This window comes from Dielma fastidiosa (genome assembly GCF_000313565.1).
GTDB classification, from domain to species: Bacteria; Bacillota_I; Bacilli_A; order Erysipelotrichales; family Erysipelotrichaceae; genus Dielma; species Dielma fastidiosa.
The window spans coordinates 125,921-150,484 of the sequence record NZ_HE578928.1; the positions used below are offsets into that span (position 1 = coordinate 125,921).

A 24,564-nucleotide genomic window follows, 5' to 3' on the forward strand; every position below is an offset into this window, starting at 1 on the left:
TGGAGGTGCATATGGAAACTTCAATTAATCAAATCAAGGACCAGATTCTTATCGCCAGACAAAACGACCTTGAAGAATCAAAACGTCTTTGTCTCAGTCTTTTGAACAATAATAATGCTGATTATCATACATACGCATTCGCATATACATTCCTTGCTGATTATTATATGGCTAAAGATGACATGGATAACTGTACCTATATGCTGTATATGGCTAAAACCCTTTCAGAAAAGAATAACTTTGAAGATCTTTTAATCCGTATCTATCTTTATTATGGCATGATCTATCTGAATTACAGTGATTATCAGACTTCCGTGGATCATTATTTCAAGGCGCTTGCACTCGCTAAAAAGAATAATGAAACACTGTTTATTTCTGCTATTTATAATAATATAGCTAATATATTTGAATCTGCTGATGATCTTGAAGAAGCCTTTGCTTATTATAAACAAAGCTATGAAACATTAAAGATTCCTGATCTGCCCTCCCGCTATTCTTCTGAAGCAATCACTCTGACAAATTTATGCAACATCAGTTTCCAACAAGGAAAACACGATGAGCTGGCACTTTATTACGCAATGTTTAAAGAGATACCGGAAGAAGCTTATACTGAAACGATGCTTTTCCTTTTTTATTTTAATAAGTTTTTATATAAGAACAGTGTCCACAAATACGATGAAGCGCTTGTCGCTTTAGATCAATTGATGGTACTGCAGGAAAAGATGGAAGATCGGCTGACGGTTTATCAGATGCTTGTTTATATTGGTGATATCTTGATCAGTATGAAAGAAAAAACAAGGGCTTCAAAAGTGCTGACAATGATCCAAGACAGTGATTCTGCCAAGGAAGCGATCAACGCTTTAAAAATTGTTGATATGAAGGTGCGTTTCTGTGAACAGTTTGATTTAGAAGACGAATTAAAGCAAGCCTATAAAGAATACTATGAGGCAAATCGCATCAGTTCAAAAATCATTAAAAAGAATAGCTCAAATGGCTTAAAAGCTAAGATTACCCTGCATCAAAGCAATGATGAACGCATGGCAATCCAGCATCAGAATAAACGCCTTGAATTAATGATGAATATTGATGAACCAACCAATCTTTTAAACCGCCGTTTTTTTGATCATTATCTGGTTAAGCTATGCAGTGAAGATGTCTGTCATCCTTTAGGTTTAGCAATGATTGATATTGACTGTTTCAAAGAATACAATGACTATTACGGACATATTGAGGGTGATAAGATCCTCTATGAAGTAGGTGATTCATTGAATAAATATAAAATGGATACGTTTCACATCTGCCGGTATGGCGGTGATGAGTTTGCCTGTATCTTTGAATATTGCAGTGGTGATGATATTGAGCATTACCTGAAGCGGGTTTATGACGATCTGGCGGCTAAACAGCTGGCTCATATCAAGAGTACAGTGGCATCAAGGGTCACTATCTCAACGGGCTTCATCATGTGCAAAGAGTGTTCTGACATGGAATTTTTGATTCGCTGCGCGGATGATGAGCTATATAACGCAAAACGCAAAGGACGTAACTGCTGGAGCAAAAGTCCGCAGAGTATATAAAAGGAAAAAGCTGATACCGGCGGTGGGGGAATCGTCCGGTTCAGCTTTTTCCAACTACAATTAGAATTCGCTTTATCAATTCTAAAGCTAATTTTATTGTATAACGGAGACCCGTGTTTGTAAACCCTTTCATTAAAAAAATAATGAAAGAATTACTGTTATTATGCCAGCCAATCTAACAGAGAAAAATTTACTGTAATGGTGATACAATTGCAGCTCCATTTAAAAAGTTCCTTTTATTGCAGTGTCCAGCTTTTTGCGGATACTACATTTAACAAGGAACTTTTATTTTATTTTTTATCTTTGTTTTTAATCAATGCAAGCAGATATTTAGGCAATGCGTAAATACCGACAAACGGTGACAGAATTACTTTCACAAGATAATACAGCAATTCACCGATTCCTTTGATTTTCATGAAGCTGCTGCGCCTCATTTCGCCTAAATAGATATAACCGCTGGGCATCAGTAAACATACTAATACAAGCAGGAAGGTGGCATAGCCAAAATTCATCATATAACCAAAGACTAGACCAACGGCTCCCAACAGCAGGGTTGGTTTGCCGATTAGTTTTTCTTCATGGGCTGCTTGACGGATGGATTTATGAAAACAATCCATACAGATATTCAGATTTGTGAAATCCGCACATTCTTTACAGAGCGGTTTTCCGCATTTGGAACATGTTGTTGTTGCTTCTCTATCAGGATGATATGCACAATTCATAGGTTAACCTCACTTTACCTTTAAAATAATACTATGTGCCGGCTTTCCTGTCAACTGTCATATACGGCATGCATAATGCGCAATAAACGGCTGTTCATCATAATTAAAAAATCTAATGAACTGTTTTCACGCTGATTGTAATACTTTCTGATCTCTTCATCACGTTCAATCAGCAAACGGGCTGACTGTTCAAAATCAAATGCATCCCCTGCCCGATATTCGCTGAATTCATGAATTGGCTCACAGCCGCAGACCGGTGCCAAAAAGGTGTTATGAAATTCTACAAACGACGTTTCAGACTCCGTGTCACTTTGCTTTTTCAGCTCGTAAAACTGCGTATTTAAAAGCATTCTGACATAAGTCTCATGAAAATTCTCATCATTGATCAGCCGCATCGCAAACTCATAGGCGTTTAGGCTATTTAGAAATTCTTCAAGACTCATCGCAAAGTATGGATCAGTCAGTGCTTCACGATTCATATCTAAAATTTCATCAATAAAATTATTTCTCATACGGCAGCGAACGATTTGCTGGTGCGTAAGTCCCATCATTTTCTGATTCATGTCAGCTAGATAATGATCGATGGAAGCCAGCTGGGCTTCCAATTTTTTCTTCTTATCAGATTCCATTCTATCCCCTCATTTCTTAATGAATATCAATATCCATAACGATTCAAAAGGTTTGCTGATAAACAAACCTTTGTCTTACTTATTAATTTTTAAGCCATTTACCGTTGTTGTCAAAATACATCATTTCACCATCGATCCAACGACCGCCGGTAACCATTTTACCGCTGCCGTCAAAATAATACCAATTGCTGCCTGATGCCATCCAACCGGTTTTCATAATACCATCTTTATCCGCATAATACCAGTTATTGTATGAAGGTACCCATTTGCTTGTGACAAGCTGGCCCGCTGTGTTGTAGCATTTCCACACACCGCTTTCAAGCTTCCAGCGCAAATCACTGCTGTCAGCCGCTGTAATTGTACCGCCGGCTTTTTCATAAGCTTCATTATACAGCTTTACAAGATCATCATAAACCGTATAACCGCGGAAACTATTGATAGCGACATAACTCGCTGAACGGCCGGCTTTCGCGTCTTCCTTGCCGTCAGTAACAACATCCTTCTTCGCCTGTGTCAGTTCTTTGTTGTAGCTGTTATAAGCATCTGTATAAAACTCACGGTAATCAGCTTTCTCAGAAGATTTTGTCAGTGAATCCAGCGTCGTATTGCGGCCAAGACGGTTCCAGCAATCCTTCTTTGCATTCTCATCAGCTAATTCCTGAAGATTATCAACGGCATTATCTTCAAGATCCGCATAAGTTTCTTTATAAACCTTACGCCATTCTGATTTAAAATCAATATCAGAAGGACATTTTGTGCGGTTCTTGCGCTTTGCCTCAAAATCGTTATTTGCCGCTTCAATGGCCGACTTTGTAGCTTCATCCATCATTTCATCATAAGCCTTATACCAGCCTGCCTGATAACCGCGCTTATATTCATCAGTACCGCTTTTCTGTGTAAACTTTGTATTGGCATGTTCCTTTTCATAGGCATAGCCATCATCATAGCCTTGTTTGTAAGTACTCTTATCTGAGGCTGCAACAATTGGCATTACCGATTGAGCGTTATAAGCAACAGGTGCCAGACAGCATGCTGCCAGCAGACAAGCACATAATTTTTTCATAGTGTCATTTCCCTTCTTTTTCTATGGTAAGTATAACAGTTATCTGTCTTAAAAATATGTGATTTCTTTAATTCTTATTCATTTTACCAACATTATCAGCAAAAAGCCACAATTCTAACGATATTGTTATGTTTATGATACTTAAAAATGTTACTCTATTTAATCAATAAATTGAAATAAACTATTTATTAACACAATATATCTATTATGGATTTATTACTGAATAAGATTATGATAACTGCCATAATCAATTGTGAATACTTGAGACATTATCATAAACGAATCATATTCACTCTATCAACTTGTTGGATTCATTTGACAAATACAACGATTTGATATATATACTAATAATGAACTAAGATTAGTTGGTTGGCAAGCAACGGAAAAATTTGATACGAAGTGAGAATAACTGGCTCACACTAGTTGGCAAGCAACGGAAAAACTTGATATAATAGAACGCTCCAAACAGCGTTCTATTTTTTTAAGGGGGAAAATAATGGTAATAAAATTTTATGACGAAAAAAATATAATTAGAATCATACAATCTGGATTAGTTAATTAAAAACATATTTATTGAATAAAAGCTTTTTATATGTTTACTATGATACCTTAAAAAAGATTACGATTTTATTGAATTAATATTTAAAAAAGAACATTTCAAGCATTTGTGTGGAATAAGCAATAATCCTAAAGATGTTTTTATTTATGAAAATGCCGGCATTCATAAGGAAGTCTTGTCTCCTATAAAATTTTATGATATTTGTAAAGCTAAACGGTTAGGTTATAAACACATAATAATAAAAAAGGATTCTTCAACTATACAAAAAATGAATATCCTTAACAATCTTCATTTATTAACACAAAATGAAACTATTTATTGTAATATATTGGGTGTACATAATATTTTACGATGCGATGGTATGATTGGGCTTTCAAAAGGCAATATCTCTTTAGCATTGCGTAATTTAAATGGTTATTCCATACCACTAAGTTCATTAGATTTCGATATAACCGATAGTGGTGAGAATCTATTTGAAGTTTATCTAGTAGCTAGTAAAAAGATAAATGAAAAAAAATATTCTTGTATCAATCTACAAAAAATAGATATAGAAAAACTTCCTTATGGAATTAAAGAATTATTAAATATAAAAGATAACGTACATAGTTAAGTTATGCAAAACTAGACAATTGATAGTTTTTTATGTAAACTTTTAACCAATGTATCTCATAAAAGTTACTTCATAAATCAAAAAAACCATTGTTATGTTTCTCAACCAGAAAAAGAAGAAAGCCGGGTTTTATCCCGGCATTCACATGATTAACAACGGCATTCATTTTCAAAGCAATCATTATAAATATGCAAAAACAGGAATATACCGCCAGACATTAATGTTAAAAAGAAGAAGCTTAATGCTAGAAATAACTGTTGAAAACTCATTGAGCAATAACCGACCAAGGTTACAAAAAAGGCTGAGATCAGCAGTCCTGAAGCACCCAAAACCGCCCATGTTCCGGCTGAGCAAAAAGCTATCTTCAACAAACGGCTTTTTGGTGACCACAGCAGTCCAATCACAAAAAAGGTTAATACGACAAGGGCTGTAAATGCAAGCCCGGTTGAGAGAATCATCGGATCATCTAAACAAATTTCACCATTGGCAAGCAGCAGATAAACACCAAAGCCAATCAACAGGCTGACTACCAACAGCGCACTCTTCCATCGATTAATCACTTTCATATCGTTCACCCCCCTTCATAGACTAAGCTATGCGTCAATTTGCAGTTGGACTGGTTTTTTATCTTGCCAACATAAAAAAATACCATTTGCAATCAACAGATGGTTTATTATTCATGTTTATTGTTTTATATGACGCAAATTAATATTTTTTCTTTATTCATGATATAAAATAGGTTCAAAACTTGACTATTACCATCAGTTTTGAACCTATTTATCATTTAAATTACCGAATAACCTTCAGCTTATTTCTGAGTAAGCAATACTACCCAATACATTTTCTTCTTGTATTCGACAGCGCCTACTGCTATCTTCTTATAACGTGTGTTGTCCACAGCGCTGTCATCAGTGATTTCATCAATAACATAATCGATATCATCTTCATCCTTAACAATGATTTCATACGCATATGTACCATAATCATAATCTAAATCATCAAGGAAGTCTTCAATATCATCCTTATCCTTACCTTGTGCTACCTGTACCACACGCTGGAAGGCATATTTGTCAAGATTGCCGGAAGTGACTTTCGTTAAAGCGGTACCGCTGCGGTAATCATTAACACCATTCATAATTTCCAGCTTATCCGTGCGGTATGCTGTAGAACTGTAAGTCAGTGAAGTATCTGGCTCCACAAGCAATACAACTACATATGTATGCTTGCCGTCTTCGACAATACCGATACCGACATTTTTGTAATCCTCATCAACAATTGCGCGTTTGTCAGCACGGACATCCATCCATTCATCAACGATAGTTTCATAATCATCTTCGTCTTTATAAATCAATTCATAAGATGAATTATAATCAACTTTGAAATCATCAAGTACCGTTTCATAATCTTTGCCGTTTGGACGCGTATCACTGAATTTGCTGGCAATTTCCACTGCCCGTTTATAAGCGGCTTTATCCAATTCATCATTGTAAGCCAATGTCAGTGAATCAACCTTGTCACTCTTGCGGTAATCATTCAGATAACCTAGAATCTCACGTTTATCAGTACGGTATTCACGATAATCATAACCAGATACACCAGTACCTGAACCGCCGTCTGTCAGCAGGATCACATAAACATATTCATCATTGCTGTCCTTAGCGATACCCACAGCGATTTCATTGAAATCTTCATTCAGGATATCCCGTTCAGCCCAGCGGTCATTAAACAATTCTCTTAACGCATCTTTTGGTGACGCCGCCTTTACGAAATGTTCCTCAACCATATCATAATCCAGTTTTAAATCATCCATCAAATCATCCAATGATTTACCGTTTGGACGATCATAGCTGAAATCATCAACTAATTCATTCGCACGAATATAGGCTGCCTTATCAAGGCCGTCAGAACGTACCCATGATAATTCATCCAGCTTCTCATAATCACGTTCATCATTCAGATAATCAACAAGCTTACTCTTATCCGTGCGGTATTCCGTCGCACTATAAGCATCGGCATAATCAATATCACTGCCGCCCTCGCTTAACAGCACACCGTTTTGCGCAAACGTATAAGTCTTACCGTCAATCTTCTGAGTGCCAATCAGCATACGGTTATCGCTGCCGCCCAGATAGTATTTCTTTTCTCCCAGTGTCAGCCAGCCTGATTGTTTCACATCATTCTTATAATAATAGAATTGTGTGCCTTCTTTAACCCAGCCGTTCTTCTTGGTTTCATCTACCTCATCGCTCTTATCGCCTTTGCTGACAAAAGCACCGTTCTGCTGGAAAACATAATTATAACCGTCAATAACATGATTGCCGCGAACCATGATGCCATGTTCATCAAAATAGTATTTTGTACCGTCACTTTCAACCCAAGTCTTAGCCTGCATAATACCATTAGCCGGATTCAGATAATACCAATCAGTTGAATTGGCAGCGATCCAGCCAGTTTTCATTTTACCTGTCTCATAATCTAACAGATACCATGCCTGACTTGAATCCTGTGTCCAGCCCTTAACCATTTCACCAGTATTGCTGAAATAATACCAGGCATCCTCAATATATCGCCAGCCAGTTGCAAATGCACCGTTGTCGATCCAATGATTATTGCCATCCCATTGGGCATGAGCAGGAACCGCAGATATGGAGAAGGCCATCGCGGCCGCTATACTTGCACTGATCCACTTCTTTCCATTCATTCTCATTTTCCTCCTGTTTCCTTTAAACTATTATATCATGCTTTTCTTACAAGAAATCTAAAGATTTTGTCACATATTAATGATTATGAAACCGTTTTACTTTTTCAGCATCAACAGCATCATAAGAATCGCCGTTGATATACGCATAATTGACGGGTGAACCATAGTTGGTAGTCGGATCAATTTTCCAGCATTTAGCAGAAGTATGCAGCTGTTTTATTCCCGTATTGCGAATGATTTCCAACGCGTTCTCAGCATTCACACCGCTGCCGGCTAAGAATTCAATAGAGCTGCCATAGGTATCCTGAAGATATTTTAAAGCTTTAATACCCTCAACGGCAGTTTTAGCTTGACCGCTTGTTAATATACGGTCGCAGCCGCATTCAATCAGCTGTTCACAGGCTTTCATCATATCGCTTGTACAATCAAAGGCTCGATGAAATACCGCTTCACCATTAAATTCATGAATCAGTTTTACCATCTTACACGTTTGTTCAACATTGATCGTCTTATCTTGATTCAAGAAGCCAAAAGCGATGCCATCGGCACCATGCCGCAGCAATTCTCTTGCTTCAAGAAAAATAACCGCCAATTCACTTTCATTGTAACAGAACCCCGCACCGCGCGGACGCACCATGCAGATAATTGGCAGCGCCGTTTGCTGCTTCGCAAGAATCAGCGTGGCACATGTTGGTGTCAGACCGCCTAAGTATAAGGCTGAGTTTAATTCAACCCGATCCGCGCCGCCGGCATCAGCCGCGATTACATCCTCAAGACTGCCGCAGCAGATTTCTAAAATATTATTCTTCATATAAGTTATGACCCTCACCGTCAATGGCTAAGGTTACCGGAAAATCAACAACCTCCAGACGATAAACCGCTTCCGGGCCAAGCTCTTCAAAAGCGACTAGTTCAGCCTTTTTAATACATTGTGATAAAAGTGCCCCGGCACCGCCGATGGCAACCATATAGGCGGCGTGATTGCGTTTAATCGCATCCACAACCGCTTGGGTGCGGTAGCCTTTGCCAATGCTTACGCTTAAACCCAGATCATAGAGCCGGGGTGCATAGGCATCCATCCGCATCGAGGTTGTAGGTCCAGCGCTGCCAAACACATGGTTAGGTGCTGCCGGTGTCGGACCAACATAATAAATCACCGCATCCTTAATATCAAAAGGCAGCTCCTCCCCGCAATCAAGCATCTCATTCATTCGCTTATGCGCGGCATCACGGGCAGTATAAATAGTACCGGTTATTTCGATTGCATCACCGGCTTTTAAGCCAGCCAGCTTTTCTTTAGTAATGGGTGTTGTCAGCTTCATCTTAAAACTCCCTTCTCGCATGTCTAGTGATATGACATGATATATTGACCGCGCATGGCAGGCAGGCAATATGTGTCGCATGGGTTTCAATGTTTACCTTAAGCGCCGTAGTATCGCCCTTTAATCCCTGCGGACCGATATTTAACTGATTGATTTCACTCAGCAGCTGGTCTTCAAGCGCTGCGTAGCGTGGGTCTGGATGCGCGCTGTCACAGCTTCTTACCGTAGCCTTTTTGGCCAGATAAGCCGCGTAATCAAAGCTGCCGCCCAAACCGACACCGATCACCATCGGCGGACAGGCATTAGGGCCGGCTTTTTTTACAGCATTGAGTACCGTTTGTTTTACACCTTCAATACCCTGCGCGGGTTTCAGCATCTCAATGACACTCATATTCTCACTGCCGGCACCCTTACATGTAATTTCAAGAATCACCTGTTCACCGTCAATGATGGAAGTATAAATCATACAAGGTGTATTATCCTTCGTATTAACACGTTCAAACAACGGCTCTGAAACCATTGATTTTCTTAAATAACCCTTATCATAGCCCTGACGCACACCTTCCTGAATCGCCTCATTGACCGAACCATGAGTAAAATGCACATCTTGACCGACATACAGATATACGGCAACCATCCCGGTATCCTGACAGATTGGGATATGCTTTTCATCCGCAATAGCCGCGTTCAGCTTTAAATATTCCAGCGTTGCTTTACCGATGCGGCTGGTTTCTTTTTCACAGGCTGAATCAAGACAGTGCTTCACATCTGCAGGATAGCGGTAGTTCACATCCTGAACCATGGTGGATACAGCCTCTGTGAGCTGTCTTACATCAAATTCACGCATCTACTTATCCTCCTTTTTACGCTTATGACGGCGCATTCCCGGGATACCCGGCCGTGTCATTTCACGCGCATTCAGCACCTCATCAAGCTTTTCCTTAGAGATCAGACCCGCTTCAAGAATCAGTTCCTTCAGCTTTTTATTCTCCGCCAGTGCCTGTTTCGCATACTTCGAGGCATTGGCATATCCGATATGCGGTGCCAGCGCTGTCGCGGTACCCAAAGATATATCCACAAGATCGGCACACCGTTCTTTATTCGCAACAATACCCATGATGCAGTTGCAGCGCAGTGTCGCACACGCGTGACTTAATGCCTCAATTGACTGAAACAAATTGAAGAACAGCACCGGTTCAAACACATTCAATTCCATCTGACCGGCTTCCGCCGCTTTTAAAATCGTTACATCATTGCCGAATACTTGGAAGCAAACCTGATTTACCACCTCAGGAATAACCGGATTAATTTTACCCGGCATGATTGAGCTGCCCGGCTGACGGGCAGGCAATATAATCTCATAAAAACCAGTTTTAGGGCCTGATGCCATTAAACGCAGATCATTGCACATTTTAGATAAATTGACACCCAATGTCTTTAAAGAACTATGCGCCCAGACAAATGGATCAACATTGCGTGTACCGTCAATCAAATCTCTGGCACTGGTCAGATCAATATCTGTAATCTCACTTAAAATTGGAATTAAAGTACGGCGGTAATTCTCATCAGCATTCAAGCCAGTACCCACCGCGGTAGCACCCATATTCACTGATTTTAAGTTTTGAAAGGCAATTTTAATCCGCCGGATATCTCTTACCAAAGAAGTCGCATAGGCATGAAACTCCTGACCTAACGTAATCGGTACAGCATCCTGAAGATGAGTTCGGCCTAATTTGATGACATCATTAAATTCCAGACTCTTATCAAGCAATGCTTCCTGAAGCAGCTGCAGCTCATTCAGCAGCTCATCAACTAAAAACAGACAGGTAATCTTACCTGCGGTCGGAAACACATCATTGGTTGACTGTCCAAAATTAATGTGATCATTAGGGTGTATGTAATCATATTTGCCTAATTCACGGCCAGCCAGCTGAGCCGCCCGATTAGCGATAACCTCATTGGTATTCATATTTACTGAAGTGCCGGCACCGCCCTGGATAACATCAGTAACAAAATATTCATTCAGCTTGCCGGCAATCACATCATCGCAAGCCTGTAAAATATAATCAAGCCGTTCTTTATCAAGATGATTGGTGCGATAATTAGCCAATGCGCAGGCTTTTTTAACCATTCCTAATGAACGGACCATCATCGGATGTGTCCGCAGACCGGTAATTGGGAAATTTTCCTTTGAACGCTGAGTCTGAATGCCATATAATGCATCCTTAGGAACCAGCTTTTCACCTAATGAATCTCTCTCCAACCGGTAATCTTTTTCTTCCATGTTTAAACCTCCTAATGGAAATATTAAAGAAAATGCATTGATTCACTTAATGAAACAATGCATATATCTTAAATCGTTTCTCGCCAGATTTTAGCACCCAGTGCTTCTAATTTACCGTCAAGGTTTTCATAACCGCGGTCAATATGATATACAGCATGTATTTCAGTAACACCATCAGCAATCAAACCGGCAATCACTAAACAAGCACCGCAGCGCAGATCGGTTGCCTCTACCACACTGCCGGATAAACGGCTTGGCCCATTGATAAAAGAGGAAGGAATCCGCACATCAATATCCGCACCCATTTTATTCAATTCCTGACAATGCTTAAAGCGTTCCGTATAAATCGTTTCAGTAATTACCGACTGGCCGTGCGCCTGCGTCAGCAAGGCAGTCAGCGGCTGTTGGATATCAGTCGCGAAGCCCGGATACGGCAAAGTTTTAATATCCGTACACTTTAAAGGCTGATCACCGCGGCGAATCGTCACCTTATCCACATCAACCTTAATATCGATACCAATTTCCTGCAGCTTAGAAAGCAGACTTTCAAGATGAGCCGGAATAATATTTTCAACCGTCATCTCATCAGCCGCAGCCGCAGCCAGTACAATATATGTGGCAGCCTCAATACGGTCTGGAATAATCTCATGGAAACATCCATCAAGATGATCCACACCATCAATCGTAATCACATTCGTACCAACACCGCGAATCTTTGCGCCCATTTTATTAAGCAGGGTTGCGACATCGATAATTTCCGGTTCCTTGGCGGCATTCTCAATAATCGTACGGCCCTGCGCATAAACGGCAGCCATCATGATATTGATTGTAGCCCCCACTGAGGAAATATCGAGGAATATCTTATTGCCGATCAGCTTATCAGCCGTAATCTCATAAGCGCCATGCTCATACTTCACCGCAGCGCCCAGCGCTTCAAAACCTTTAAGATGTAAATCAATTGGCCGCGGCCCCAGATAACAGCCGCCCGGCATTTTCATTACAACCTTGCCATACTTACCCAGCAAAGCGCCCATGAAATAATAAGATGCCCTAAGCTTCTGCACCGCATCCTGAAGCATTGGCTTATTTTCCATATGCGTAGGATCAATAACGATATGATCCTTACTTTCCTTAATACAAACATCAACACCCAAATCACGAAGTAAAACGGAGAGTGACTCAACATCCGAAATATTCGGAACACCGCAGATCGTTACCGGCCCATTTGCCAGAATCGCTGCCGGGATCAATGCTACCGTAGCATTCTTAGAGCCGCTGATTTTAACGCTGCCTCTTAATCGATGCCCACCTTCGATTTTAATTACTTCTTCACTCATAAAAAACCCTCCATCTGCTTCTATCTTATTCATCAGCCTGTCATCGTGACACACACTGTTTTTTTCACTCCTATTGTATCATAAAAGCGATTGCTTCAACATCTAAAAAATTTAACTTATCCTTAAGCGATCCGTTCAATATTATACACGATCAAACAAGTACCGTCTTTTTGAATCAGCTGTAATATTTTCCAATTAAACGATCCGCCTTTAATTATGAATGCTGATGCGATTCTTACCGCTGCGCTTGCTTTCATAAAGCGCCTGATCGGCACTCTCATATAAATCAGCAAAATTATGATGCTGCTGATCAATAAATGCAATACCGATACTGACTGATATCCTCAGCTCGACACGTTCAGGCAGCTTAATATTTTGAATATCTGCCAATATCCGCTCTGCGATATCCATAACATCCTGCCGTTTGTCACCCTTTAAATAAGCGACAAATTCATCACCGCCAAAGCGGGCGATTGATATTTCACACAAACCGTTATGATCGCGGATATCACGCAGATGATAAGCAACCTGCATCAGCAGCTCATCGCCTGCATTATGTCCCAATGTATCATTCACCAGTTTAAATTCATCGAGATCCATCATAAAGAAAGCCGCCGTCTGATTCAGCGATAAGCTGTTTAAATCATCATTTACCAGCTGTTCAAAAGCCGTTCGGTTATACAGGCCGGTCAGCGGATCTCTTTCAGACTTAAATTTAAGCTCCATGCGTCTTCGCTTTTCCTCGTTGATATTCATCGTATAACATAATAGCATCGGTGTTTGATTATCTAATGTGTAAAAACTAAATACACTCTCTACCCAGATAAAATCTTTTACCTCATGACGCCGGTTGATGCGATATTCAATGCGCTGTTCCCTGCCTTCCGCAAATTCACGCTTCAAATTAGTGAAATTCATTGCCTCGGCAACCAGTTCAGCATCATCCTCATGAACAATTTTCAGCATTGCCAAACAAATCTCATCATAATTTGCTTCAACCGCATCCTGAATCATGCCATCACGCGTGTAGCTGCAGATAATCTTGCTGTCAAGATTCAGTGTCCAAACACTGATAGCTTCATGGAACAGCGCTTCTTTCATGCTGATTTCCTGTTCCAGCTGACGGCGTTTGCGCACATCATCGCTGATATCTTCCACTATGCCCAGAATATTTTTACCGTCGGCTTCTGAGGGCAGCTTGGCCAGCGTAAAACGGAACCAGTGCGGCTCATCAAACTTTATCCCTGAACTAATTTCAAAAACGGCTTTTTCAGCGCCATCTGCCATCTGGCTCAGTGCGTCCAACAGTTTCTCTTTTTCCGTCTCATTCAGACAACGTTTTTCAAACACCAGCTTGCTGAACGGACACAGACTGTCATAATCACAAAGCGCTTTGATATTTCTTTCCTTCAAGAAATAGGCGGCATCCTTTTGTATATCATATTCAAACATCGTCGCAAAGGAGTGCTGGAGCGCCAGCTCAAACATTCGATTGCTGCGTTCCACTGATCGTTTAGCTTCTATTGTTCCTTGATAAGAACGGTTTGCCAAATAATAATAAGCGGCAAAGAAACAGATAAAGGTCAAAACCAGCTTAATGGTCAGATAATAAGCAGACTTTGAAAGCTTCTCATTTTGAACCAGTAAATTATCACTGGATACCAAAGTAAACAAATACCAATTATTAATAGGCAAAGGACGGATATACACATAACGATGCTGACTGCCAATACTCAGATAAAAGCTGCCCGTCTCGTTATTCATCATCATAGCCTGTAATTCATCAACCGTTATACCGGGATCATCCATCGATTTGAGGTAGTCATAATAATTACGGCCGTCATACAGTGAATCCTGATGTTCACTCTGCTGAATCATTGTGCCATCAGCCGCGATGACATAATAATACGCGTTGCTTTGAAAAGTCGTATTCAAACTTGTGTCAGCAATCTTTTCAATCGACATTGTCGCGATGAATTCACCTGCCAGCTCACCATTATTAAAAGCCGGAACATAGTAGCTGATGACTTTTTGATTCATCGATCCCAGCTGATAAACATCACTGATGCCTTCCTGCCCAAAAAGCGATGAATCATAAAAACGCAGATCTGCCAGTGAGCTTTCTATGCCGCTGACAGCCAGCTGCTGATTTTCCTTATCAATAAGTAAAAACTGATTGAAATGATCATTATCCATCAGCTTTTCCATCACTTCATAGCGAGCATTAGCGTCTGTTTCCTGAATCAGATAGTCCGCAGTAAAGCGAAGATTAACCAGTCTGTCATTGACTTGACGGATTATGGAGTCACTTCCCTGATTGGCGCTTTCCATAAGATAGCTTTGTGTGATAGCTTCAACCTGATAATCAGTACGGCGATTAAAGTCATAGAGGAAAATCACAGTGAGGATTGATAATAAACAGATCCCAATCGCTATAATCTTACGGCTATGCAGCAGCAACTTATCATTCTCCATAACGCTCCCCCCAATTTTGGAACATTAAATCATTTTGATTCATCAAAATGAACCTCTTTCTATCATAATATCACATTGTTTGGATTTTTGCTGAATTAATGTAAATTTCAATACCATTCCTTATATATAAAAGTAAATTTATAAATAACTGAAACCAATGAAAGACTTACTCTTATTTTGTAATTATTTATTCTCAATATCTTTTTATAAAAGATCAATTATGGTAAAATAGTTAAGGTTATGGCAAGAAAAGAGGGATAGTATGAAAAAAATTGGTTTTGATAATGATCTGTATCTGAAATTACAATCCAAGCATATTCAGGAACGTATTTCACAGTTTGATAATAAGCTGTATTTAGAGTTTGGCGGCAAGCTTTTTGATGATCATCATGCTTCCCGTGTATTGCCTGGTTTTCAGCCAGACAGCAAGTTAAAAATGCTGCTGACGCTGAAGGATCAGGTAGAGGTGCTGATCGTAATCAGTGCCGGTGATATTGAAAAGAATAAAGTCAGAAGTGATCTTGGCATTACATATGATGTAGAGGTATTAAGACTGATTGACGCATTCCGCGGCGTAGGTCTTTATGTCGGCAGCGTCATTATTACACAATATACCAATCAGCCATCAGCTGATGCATTTAAGAAACATCTGGAACAATTAGGCATTAATGTCGCGCTGCATTATCCGATTGCCGGTTATCCAAACAGTGTTTCAGTCATTGTTTCTGATGAAGGATATGGCAAGAATGATTATGTAGAAACAACGAAGCCTTTAGTCGTTGTGACAGCGCCGGGGCCTGGCAGCGGTAAGATGGCGACTTGTCTTTCACAGCTTTATCATGAGCATAAGCATAATGTGAAAGCCGGATATGCGAAATTTGAGACATTTCCGATATGGAATCTGCCTTTAAAGCATCCGGTAAACCTGGCATATGAAGCGGCTACCGCTGATTTGAATGATATTAATATGATTGACCCGTTCCATTTGGAGGCTTATGGTGAAACAACGGTTAACTACAACCGTGATGTAGAGATTTTCCCAGTATTAAATGCTATTTTTGAAAGAATTGTCGGGGTATCGCCTTATAAGTCACCTACGGATATGGGGGTTAATATGGTTGGCAAGTGCATTGTCGATAATGATGTCTGCATCAAAGCCAGTCAGGATGAAATTATCCGCCGTTATTATCAGGCGCTGGTGGATCAGAAAAAGGGCTACGCCGATGAAGCGACAATTAATAAAATTGAAATTGTTATGGGACAGGCGAATGTGGAAACTTCTTCACGGCGCTGTGTCAAACCGGCACTGGATAAGGCTGAGCTGACTGATGCTCCGGCTATGGCAATTGAATTAAATGACGGACGGATCGTGACAGGCAAAACGACTTCATTGTTAGGCTCTGCCAGTGCCGCTATTCTTAACGCGTTGAAACATTTAGGCAATATTGATGATCAGATTCCTTTAATCTCACCGAGTATCATTGAACCAATTCAGAAGCTGAAAGTAGAAAATCTAGGCAATAATAACCCGCGTCTGCATGTAGATGAAATATTGATTGCCCTGGCAATTTCAGCTACTACCAATCCATTGTCACATTTGGCAATGACTCAGCTTGAAAAACTAAAGGGCTGTGAAGCTCACTCCAGTGTAATCTTATCTGATGTAGATATGAATGTTTTCAGAAAACTGGGTATTAATTTAACGTGTGAGCCAAAGTATCATACAAAAAAGCTTTATCATAAATAAAAGATTTAAAGAGATTTTACAGATAGGCTGCATATAGCACACCCAATCAAAAAGGGCGTGCTTTTTTTGTGTTTATGTAAACCAAATTATTTAATCACATTAAACAAAACTATGCCAATAATTTTCTCATTAAGCATTTCGTAAGGGTTATAGTATACAAACTTAAAACCGTACCTTTCATTGACTTTTCTTATTTGCTCAGGTAATTAATGGTATTTTCAGCTAATTTTCACTTAGCCAACAAATATCATTCACCTGCTTACCGTATTGTATATGATATGAAAAGGAGAGTGTTTCTGAGATGAATCTAAAAGTCCAACTACCTAAAAAGCTTCCTAATATCCATTTCACAAAAAAGAGGGCAGCCATTTTGTGCTGTGCGGTACTGATTGGCGCATCAGGGGTCGTTTATGCCTTAAAGGTAAGCGGCAGCAGCAATGAAGTAATTTATACACCCTATACTTTGGATACTGGCAGCATTACTACCAGTATCAGCGGCAGCGGTACTTTAACGGCCGCTAAAACCTACACCCTAACTGCCAATGTTAAGGGCGAGGTGCTCAGCGATGATTTTGAGATCGGTGACAGTGTCAGCGAGGGACAAGTCCTTTATGAATTAGATAACAGCGATGCTGTTGAGGAATTAAACAACACGAGTCTTTCCCTGAAGCAGCAGCAGTTAACCACTCAGCAGGCACAGACAGCGCTCACCAATTTAACTATTACCGCTCCGCTTTCCGGGTTGGTCAGCGAGGTTTATGTCAAGGTCGGAGAAAGTGTTAACATCGGCACAAAAATTGCCGAGATTGTCAACAATGAGGATTGCACACTGCGGCTTCAGTTTAACGCTTCAGATATTGATTCAATAAAGATCAACGATACAGCATCGGTATACTTGCTGAGCAGCGGTGAAACGGTCAGCGGGACAGTCAGCAAGATCAACAGCGGTGCTTATTATAACAGCGCGAATGCTTATGTAAGTGATGTGGAAATCAGCTTCACAAATCCAGGCGGTATTACTGAGCTTGACAGTGCGGCGGCAATCGTCAACGGCATCGCGGGCAATAATGAGGGAAGCATCAGCTTTAATTCTTCGGCTACCCTGACAGCAAAAACATCAGGCGAAATCACTGCTTTAAATATTGATACAAATGATTATGTCAATCAAGGGGATCTTTTGGTACAGCTTGAAAATGACAGCACTGTACTGCAGGGAGAATCAGCGGCGCTTTCACTCTCCAATGCCGAACAAAGCTATAAGAATAAAGAAGAAAAGCTTGCTGAATATACCATTACCGCACCCTGCAATGGTACCGTTTTAAGCAAGAATATACAGGCTGGCGATACGATTAATGAAGCAGGAACAACAATGGCTATCGTCGCTGATCTTTCCAGTATGAAATTCACTATGAGTATTGATGAATTAGATATTAAAAATGTCTCTGTGGGACAAAAGGTCACCGTAACAGCCGATGCCGTAAATAAGGTTTATACCGGTGAAATTACAGCCATCGTATTAAACGGTACAACGGCCAATGGTGTAACGGTGTATCCTGTAACGGTTACCTTAGAAGAGTGTGATGAATTATTGCCGGGAATGAATGTAACGGCACAGATTATCACTCAGGAAGCTAATGATACATTGCGCGCGCCAATCAGCTGTGTTTCCCGCAATGATATGCTGCTGATTGATGAAGCAAGCGCTAAGTCTTTAAATGCGGAAACTGCCGAATCTATTCAAAGCGCTGAAGTAGGCCAAATCATTAAATCCGATGATTATAAGGGATATTACTTTTTGAAAGTGGAGTCCGGTCTGTCAAACAGCAGCTATACCGCGATTTTAGATGGTGCAAAGGAAGGGCTGACTGTTTATGCGGTATCAAATGCCAGCGGCAATACCAGCAACAGTGAACCAAATATGATGAATATCGGTAAAGATTCTTCATCCGGCGGTGCTTTTTCCTTTGACGGCGGCGGCATGGGCGGCCCGCAAGGCGGTATGGGCGGCCCGGGAGGAATGCAGTGATGATTGAATTTAAAAATGTATACAAAATCTATCATATGGGTGACAGTGAGGTAAGGGCCATTGACGGCATTTCTTTCACTATTGATAAAGGGGAATTTGTGGCCATTGTCGGTCAGTCCGGCTCCGGTAAATCAACATGCATGAATATCATCGGCGCTCTTGACCTGCCCAGTGAGGGTGAATATTTACTTACCGGTTTAAACATCACCCGCTATGATGAAGATCAGCTGGCTCAAATCCGCAACCGCACATTAGGTTTTATTTTCCAGCAATACAATTTAATCCCCAAGCTTAATGTTTATGAAAATGTTGAATTGCCGCTGATTTATGCCAATGTACCGGAAAAAGAACGCTATGAAAAGGTTATCCGCGCGTTAGAACGGGTCGGGCTTGCCAACCGAATGAGGCATTATCAGCATGAATTATCCGGCGGTCAGCAGCAGCGGGTATCCATTGCCCGTGCCTTAGTCAACGATCCAAGTGTAATTTTAGCGGATGAACCTACCGGTGCCCTTGATTCTAAAACCGGCATTGAGGTGCTGGAACTATTGAAACAATTAAACAATGAAGGGAATACGATCGTTTTGATTACCCATGATAATTCAATTGCCCATCAGGCGAAGCGAATGATTCAGATTCATGATGGCAAAGTAGTCAGCGATACGCTGAATTAGGTGTGCCTATGCAAGTGAAACAAGCATTTAAAATGGCCGTGAAAAGCATTAAAGGGAATCGCTTCCGTTCCTTTCTGACGATGCTGGGAATCATTATCGGCGTTGCCTCAGTTATCGTTTTAGTTGCCCTAATCAATGGCTTCTCAAGTGACATGAGCGAATCCTTTTCAACCCTGGGCACCGAATTAATTACAGTCAATATTACCGGTCGTTCCGCCGATAATCAGGTTGCTGTTGATGAAATGATTGAGGTGCTTGACAGTTCAGAGAATTTGGCTTATTGTTCACCGCAGGTCAATATCTCAGTAACTGCAAAGGCAGATAATGAAAATGTCTCAACTACAGCTTTCGGTGTTAATGAAGATTACACCAGCATTAAGGGTTATCAGCTTAATGAAGGCAGAATGCTGCAGTATGGGGATACCAAAAACCGGCTCAAGGTGGCAGTGATCGGCACTTATATCGCCGACACATTATTCAGCGGCAAGAGTCCGATCGGCAAATCAATTAAGCTTAACGCGGAAAGCTATGAAATTGTCGGTGTACTTGAAGAGAAGGCAGACAGCAGTGAGGGCAGCGATGATGATATCGTGCTGATTCCCTACTCAGCCGCCTCCCGTCTGACCCGCAATTCAACCATTTCTTCTTATCTGTTCAATGCCTCAAGCAGCACCAGCGTAGAAGCTGGGATCAATGATATTCAAGCATTTCTGAATACGAAGTTTACCAGCTCTGATTATTACCGCATCAGCAGCGCCGCTGAATCACTGGAACAAGTTAATTCATTAACCTCGACACTGACACTTGTATTAGTGGGGGTAGCCTCCATTTCCCTTTTGGTCGGCGGTATCGGCATCATGAATATCATGCTTGTGTCAGTCAGTGAAAGAACTAAAGAAATCGGTATCCGTAAATCTTTAGGCGGAAGATACCGGGATATTCTGACTCAGTTTGTAATTGAAGCGGGTCTGACCAGCGCCATGGGCGGGGTAGCCGGAATCTTCCTTGGTATTATTTTAGCCTACATCGCATCAGGTCTTTTAGGCATGACAGTAAAAATATCACTGTTATCCGTTGCCGTCTCATTCAGCGTTTCAGTGGGTATCGGCATCCTCTTCGGCTATTCACCAGCCCGCAAGGCTGCGCGTCTAAGTCCGATTGAAGCGCTGCGTTATAGTTAGGAGAATAAGCAAATGAAAAAATTAATTACCGCGGCTTTAAGCATGCTGCTGGTATTGGGGAATGTCCAGCCAGTGCAAGCCGCAGCCAGTTCAATCTATGAGATTTTAGTATTAATGAATTTACTGACCTATGACAGTGACAATACAATCAGTGAAACAACACCGATTTCACGAGCCGAATTTGCCAAGGCACTGTATCTTCTGGCCGGTTATGGTACAACCGCTGCCAATTCCTACACCTCTCCCTTTAGTGATGTTTCGTATTCAAATCAATATGCAGGATATATTAAAACCGTTGCCTCATTAGGTTATATGAGCGGTTATGCGAAAGGCTATTTCAAACCGGATCAGACAATTACCACTGATGAAGCAATTAAATCACTCCTGCTGATACTGGGCTATTCAGCAAATGAAATCGCTGGATCAGACTTGCTTTATCAGACAGCCAGAATTAAAGGGTTATTGGATAATACAGCATTGAATGTCAATCAGCCATTGAATAAGGGTGATTATGCCCAGCTGATTTACAACGCGCTGTCAGCTGCTTTAAAAAACAGCAATCAAACACTTGCCCAGTCTTTAGGTTATACGCTGCGCAGTGATTCCTTAAGTTTATCCGATGTTATCGATGTTAATGCCGTGGGGCCGATTGCCCTGACCGGTTCAGCATCTGCCAGTGATTTCGGTTTGACTTCACCAACTACCTATCTCAATGGTGTAGAAAAAAGCGTATCAATGCGTAAGGGTGATGTTGTGTATTATTCTACTGAAACAAATAAATTATGGGTATACCGCAATTATGCATATGGCACGATTACCCAAATCAGCGCTAATCTGGAAGATGTTACCTCCTTTACTGCCGGCGGTAATTACACTTGTTCCACCGATGTCATCAAGGAACTATTTGCCGCCAACAAGCTGCGAGTCGGATATCCGGTAAGAATCAGTCTTGACCGTGACGGCAATGCCGCCTATGCCAGCTATTATGAACAAGAAAGTGATACCGACAGCACAAGCTCAAATTCAAATTCCGGCAATAATTCAGGAAACCCTTCAAGTTCCACCGTTGTTTATGTCAATGATGGCTATGTCTATCTAACGATTGACGGTAAAACATATACTTTTGAATTAAATTCCGCATCATAAAAATGATTCCTCCTAAGCAGTACGAATTGCGAAGGGGGAATCATTATTTATTTTAATATATTTTCTTTAATCGCTGATTGAAAACAGATCGCTTTGAAGCATGTCTGAATCATTAAACAGCTTAACACCTGGTACGCTTAATGTTTAGCTTGCATTCTCTTCTGCTGAATCCTCTTCTGCAGCCTTGGCAGCATCCCGATGCTTATTCTTAATCACCTGATCGATTTCCTTAAGCATGCGCTTTGCTCTGCGCTTGATTTTACGCTGATAGAAAAAATCTGATACTTTAAACAAGAAACCATGTTCTTCAACTTTAGCCTTAAAATCCTCATAGTAACAAACTTCACATAAACCATTTTCTTCAGATTCAAAACGCATCCCCATTGTAATCGTACCACTGTTTGTCTGAACCTTTAAATTATAACCCTTTTCAGGATCAAGCTCAGTCAGATGATAATGATAATCAACAGTATGCTTTCCTTTTTTCTGATGCTTTGTATGCTTAAAACCCTTCTTTAAAGATGATTTATTAATTTTCTTATTCGAGGATTGACTCACTTCATAATACAAAGAATCCAGAACAATATCATAAACCTCAGCTTTTGAACCGCTCAACAGCATATACATTTCCATGACTTATTCCCTCTTTCTTTCCTTATCATAACATAAGTACATGTGCATACTCAATCACTCATCTTCTTGTTTCAGTTTGTTTCATTAAATTATGATAATTTATCATTTACTAGAAATCTTTTTCAAGGTACAATAGGAATAGAATGTTGAGAGGTGAACTTATGGAAGAAAAAGTATTATTATCACTCATAGAAAAGAATGCCAGAAGGACGGTGAGTGATTTAGCGGATATTTTACAGGAAAGTGAAGAAAACATCTTAGATACCCTCACTGAACTTGAAAAAGAAAAGGTCATTAATGGTTATCATACCATCATTAACTGGGATCGGGCTAATGTTGACCGTGTAACCGCCGTCATTGATGTGAAATGCTCACCGGAACGTGATTATGGCTATGACCGCATCGCTTCGATGATCTATGCTTATCCGGAAGTGGATACAATGTATCTGATGAGCGGCAAAACTGAGTTTATTGTAATTATTTACGGCAAGAGTATGCAGGAAATTGCGAACTTTGTCGGCAGCAAGCTGGCAGTTGTAGATGGTGTTACGGGTACGTCTACTAACTTTGTGCTGAAGCAGTATAAATCAGCTGGGGTAATCTTTGACCAAAATGAAGATGATGAAAATGAAAGGTTAATTGTGACGCCCTAATGTATGAAGAATTACTAAGCGATAAGGTCAAAGTTCTTAAACCTAGCGGTATCCGTAAATTTTTTGATTTGGCAGCTACCCGTGAAGGGGTTATTTCACTTGGTGTAGGCGAGCCTGATTTTGCGACACCATGGCATATCCGTGAAGCCGCTATTTATTCTATCAAACAAGGTAAAACGTTCTATACCGGCAATGCTGGACTGCTGCCGCTGCGCAGGGAAATCTGCAGCTATATGCACCGGCAGTTTAATCTGGACTATGATCCGGTAAAAAATGTCATTGTGACAGTCGGCGGTTCAGAAGCCATTGATATTACCTTAAGAGCCATTGTGAATCCAGGTGATGAAGTTATTTTGCTTCAGCCTTGTTATGTAGCTTATGAGCCAAGTGTGATTCTTGCCGATGGGGTGCCTGTTTTTATTGAATTAAAAGAAGAGAATCAGTTTAAACTGACCGCTCAGCAGTTAGAAGCGGCAATCACTGATAAAACAAAGGCAATTCTGCTGAACTTCCCTTCCAATCCTACCGGCGGGGTGATGACGCGTGAAGATTATGCACCGTTAATTCCGATTATCAAGAAACATAATCTGATTGTGATCAGTGATGAAATTTATGCGGAATTAAGCTATTCTGAAAAACACTGCTCACCGGCTAATTTTGATGAGATCAAGGATCTTACTATTATCATCAGCGGTTTTTCTAAGGCTTTTGCGATGACTGGCTGGCGGCTTGGCTACATGCTTGCTAATGAAACCTTTATAACCCAGATTTTAAAGATTCATCAATATGTTATTATGTCGGCACCGACAGCCGCGCAATTCGGCGCGATTGAAGGTCTTCGCAATGGTCAGCGCCATGTTGATGAGATGGTGGAGCAGTATAAGCTGCGGCGTAATTTCATTGTTAATGGCTTTAACCGCATCGGTTTAAAAACACATATGCCGGAAGGTGCCTTTTATATTTTCCCAAGTATTAAATGCACTGGACTCAGCTCATTAGAATTCTGTGAGCGCCTGCTTGAGGAACAGAATGTTGCCTGTGTACCGGGTGACGCCTTTGGGTCTGCAGGTGAAGGGTATATCCGTGTTTCCTATGCATACAGCATTGAAGAAATCAAAGGTGCGCTGGAAAAAATCGGCGAATTTATGAAACAATTCCAATAAATAGAAAGAACTCTCCGCGGAGAGTTTTTTATTAGTTAAGCTGTTTTTTTTAGTTTGCGCAAATC

The 24,564-nt window shown here is 40.7% G+C and carries 20 protein-coding genes and 1 pseudogene; 9 read left to right on the forward strand and 12 right to left on the reverse strand.

What is annotated here, in order from left to right; genetic code table 11:
• Positions 1–11 precede the first annotated feature (11 nt).
• Complete coding sequence (locus tag DAHG_RS12500) at positions 12–1,574, forward strand: diguanylate cyclase domain-containing protein (RefSeq protein WP_022938686.1); 1,563 nt, start codon at positions 12–14, stop codon at positions 1,572–1,574.
• A gap of 290 nt (positions 1,575–1,864) precedes the next feature.
• On the opposite strand, the gene DAHG_RS12505 is transcribed toward DAHG_RS12500, so the two are convergent.
• From DAHG_RS12505 to DAHG_RS12515, 3 genes are all read right to left on the reverse strand, one after another.
• Positions 1,865–2,296: a hypothetical protein gene (locus tag DAHG_RS12505; RefSeq protein WP_022938687.1), complete on the reverse strand. Its 432-nt coding sequence runs from the start codon at positions 2,294–2,296 to the stop codon at positions 1,865–1,867.
• Between the two features lie 50 nt (positions 2,297–2,346).
• Positions 2,347–2,925 (reverse strand): hypothetical protein, encoded by a 579-nt coding sequence (locus DAHG_RS12510; protein WP_022938688.1) that lies wholly within the window; start codon positions 2,923–2,925, stop codon positions 2,347–2,349.
• An 82-nt stretch (positions 2,926–3,007) separates the two neighbouring features.
• Positions 3,008–3,988 (reverse strand): hypothetical protein, encoded by a 981-nt coding sequence (locus DAHG_RS12515; RefSeq protein WP_022938689.1) that lies wholly within the window; start codon positions 3,986–3,988, stop codon positions 3,008–3,010.
• A gap of 623 nt (positions 3,989–4,611) precedes the next feature.
• Between DAHG_RS12515 and DAHG_RS12520 the strand changes: the two are divergent.
• Positions 4,612–5,157, forward strand: a pseudogene (locus DAHG_RS12520) (PBECR4 domain-containing protein); the annotation flags it as partial.
• Between the two features lie 149 nt (positions 5,158–5,306).
• On the opposite strand, the gene DAHG_RS12525 reads toward DAHG_RS12520, so the two are convergent.
• From DAHG_RS12525 to DAHG_RS12560, 8 genes are all read right to left on the reverse strand, one after another.
• Positions 5,307–5,723: a hypothetical protein gene (locus DAHG_RS12525; protein WP_022938691.1), complete on the reverse strand. Its 417-nt coding sequence runs from the start codon at positions 5,721–5,723 to the stop codon at positions 5,307–5,309.
• A 242-nt stretch (positions 5,724–5,965) separates the two neighbouring features.
• A complete protein-coding gene (locus tag DAHG_RS19580; protein WP_022938692.1) occupies positions 5,966–7,858 on the reverse strand; it encodes a CAP domain-containing protein in 1,893 nt (630 codons plus the stop codon).
• 76 nt (positions 7,859–7,934) lie between these two features.
• Positions 7,935–8,669, reverse strand: a complete 735-nt coding sequence (locus DAHG_RS12535) for a copper homeostasis protein CutC (protein WP_022938693.1) — start codon at positions 8,667–8,669, stop codon at positions 7,935–7,937.
• A complete protein-coding gene (locus DAHG_RS12540; RefSeq protein WP_022938694.1) occupies positions 8,659–9,180 on the reverse strand; it encodes a Fe-S-containing hydro-lyase in 522 nt (173 codons plus the stop codon). Before DAHG_RS12540 ends, DAHG_RS12535 begins: the two co-directional genes overlap by 11 nt.
• 1 nt (position 9,181) lies before the next feature.
• Positions 9,182–10,027: a fumarate hydratase gene (locus tag DAHG_RS12545; protein WP_022938695.1), complete on the reverse strand. Its 846-nt coding sequence runs from the start codon at positions 10,025–10,027 to the stop codon at positions 9,182–9,184.
• Entirely contained in the window at positions 10,028–11,464 is a 1,437-nt protein-coding gene (locus DAHG_RS12550; protein ID WP_022938696.1) for an aspartate ammonia-lyase, read from the reverse strand. It abuts the gene before it with no gap.
• Positions 11,465–11,532: 68 nt separating this feature from the next.
• Positions 11,533–12,801, reverse strand: a complete 1,269-nt coding sequence (locus DAHG_RS12555) for a UDP-N-acetylglucosamine 1-carboxyvinyltransferase (protein ID WP_022938697.1) — start codon at positions 12,799–12,801, stop codon at positions 11,533–11,535.
• Positions 12,802–13,011: 210 nt separating this feature from the next.
• Positions 13,012–15,276, reverse strand: a complete 2,265-nt coding sequence (locus DAHG_RS12560; protein WP_022938698.1) for a sensor domain-containing diguanylate cyclase — start codon at positions 15,274–15,276, stop codon at positions 13,012–13,014.
• 262 nt (positions 15,277–15,538) lie between these two features.
• Between DAHG_RS12560 and DAHG_RS12565 the strand changes: the two genes are divergently transcribed.
• The 5 genes from DAHG_RS12565 (at position 15,539) to DAHG_RS12585 (ending at position 22,050) form a co-directional block, all read left to right on the forward strand.
• A complete protein-coding gene (locus DAHG_RS12565; protein ID WP_022938699.1) occupies positions 15,539–17,023 on the forward strand; it encodes a DUF1846 domain-containing protein in 1,485 nt (494 codons plus the stop codon).
• 301 nt (positions 17,024–17,324) lie between these two features.
• Positions 17,325–19,049: an efflux RND transporter periplasmic adaptor subunit gene (locus DAHG_RS12570; RefSeq protein WP_084744569.1), complete on the forward strand. Its 1,725-nt coding sequence runs from the start codon at positions 17,325–17,327 to the stop codon at positions 19,047–19,049.
• On the forward strand, positions 19,049–19,723 hold the full coding sequence (locus tag DAHG_RS12575) for an ABC transporter ATP-binding protein (protein WP_022938701.1): 675 nt from the start codon (positions 19,049–19,051) through the stop codon (positions 19,721–19,723). The genes DAHG_RS12570 and DAHG_RS12575 overlap by 1 nt, the downstream gene beginning before the upstream one ends.
• Before the next feature lie 8 nt (positions 19,724–19,731).
• Positions 19,732–20,904: an ABC transporter permease gene (locus DAHG_RS12580; RefSeq protein WP_022938702.1), complete on the forward strand. Its 1,173-nt coding sequence runs from the start codon at positions 19,732–19,734 to the stop codon at positions 20,902–20,904.
• A gap of 12 nt (positions 20,905–20,916) precedes the next feature.
• A complete protein-coding gene (locus DAHG_RS12585) occupies positions 20,917–22,050 on the forward strand; it encodes an S-layer homology domain-containing protein (protein WP_022938703.1) in 1,134 nt (377 codons plus the stop codon).
• A gap of 144 nt (positions 22,051–22,194) precedes the next feature.
• Here DAHG_RS12585 and DAHG_RS12590 read toward each other — a convergent pair whose 3' ends face one another.
• Entirely contained in the window at positions 22,195–22,683 is a 489-nt protein-coding gene (locus DAHG_RS12590; RefSeq protein ID WP_022938704.1) for a DUF3284 domain-containing protein, read from the reverse strand.
• A gap of 161 nt (positions 22,684–22,844) precedes the next feature.
• On the opposite strand from DAHG_RS12590, the gene DAHG_RS12595 reads away from it, so the two are divergent.
• Both DAHG_RS12595 and DAHG_RS12600 read left to right on the forward strand, forming a co-directional pair.
• The gene (locus tag DAHG_RS12595) at positions 22,845–23,336 is read left to right on the forward strand and encodes an Lrp/AsnC family transcriptional regulator (protein ID WP_022938705.1); all 492 of its coding nucleotides are present in this window, start codon (positions 22,845–22,847) and stop codon (positions 23,334–23,336) included.
• Positions 23,336–24,499 (forward strand): aminotransferase class I/II-fold pyridoxal phosphate-dependent enzyme, encoded by a 1,164-nt coding sequence (locus DAHG_RS12600; protein ID WP_022938706.1) that lies wholly within the window; start codon positions 23,336–23,338, stop codon positions 24,497–24,499. Before DAHG_RS12595 ends, DAHG_RS12600 begins: the two co-directional genes overlap by 1 nt.
• Positions 24,500–24,564: the final 65 nt, after the last annotated feature.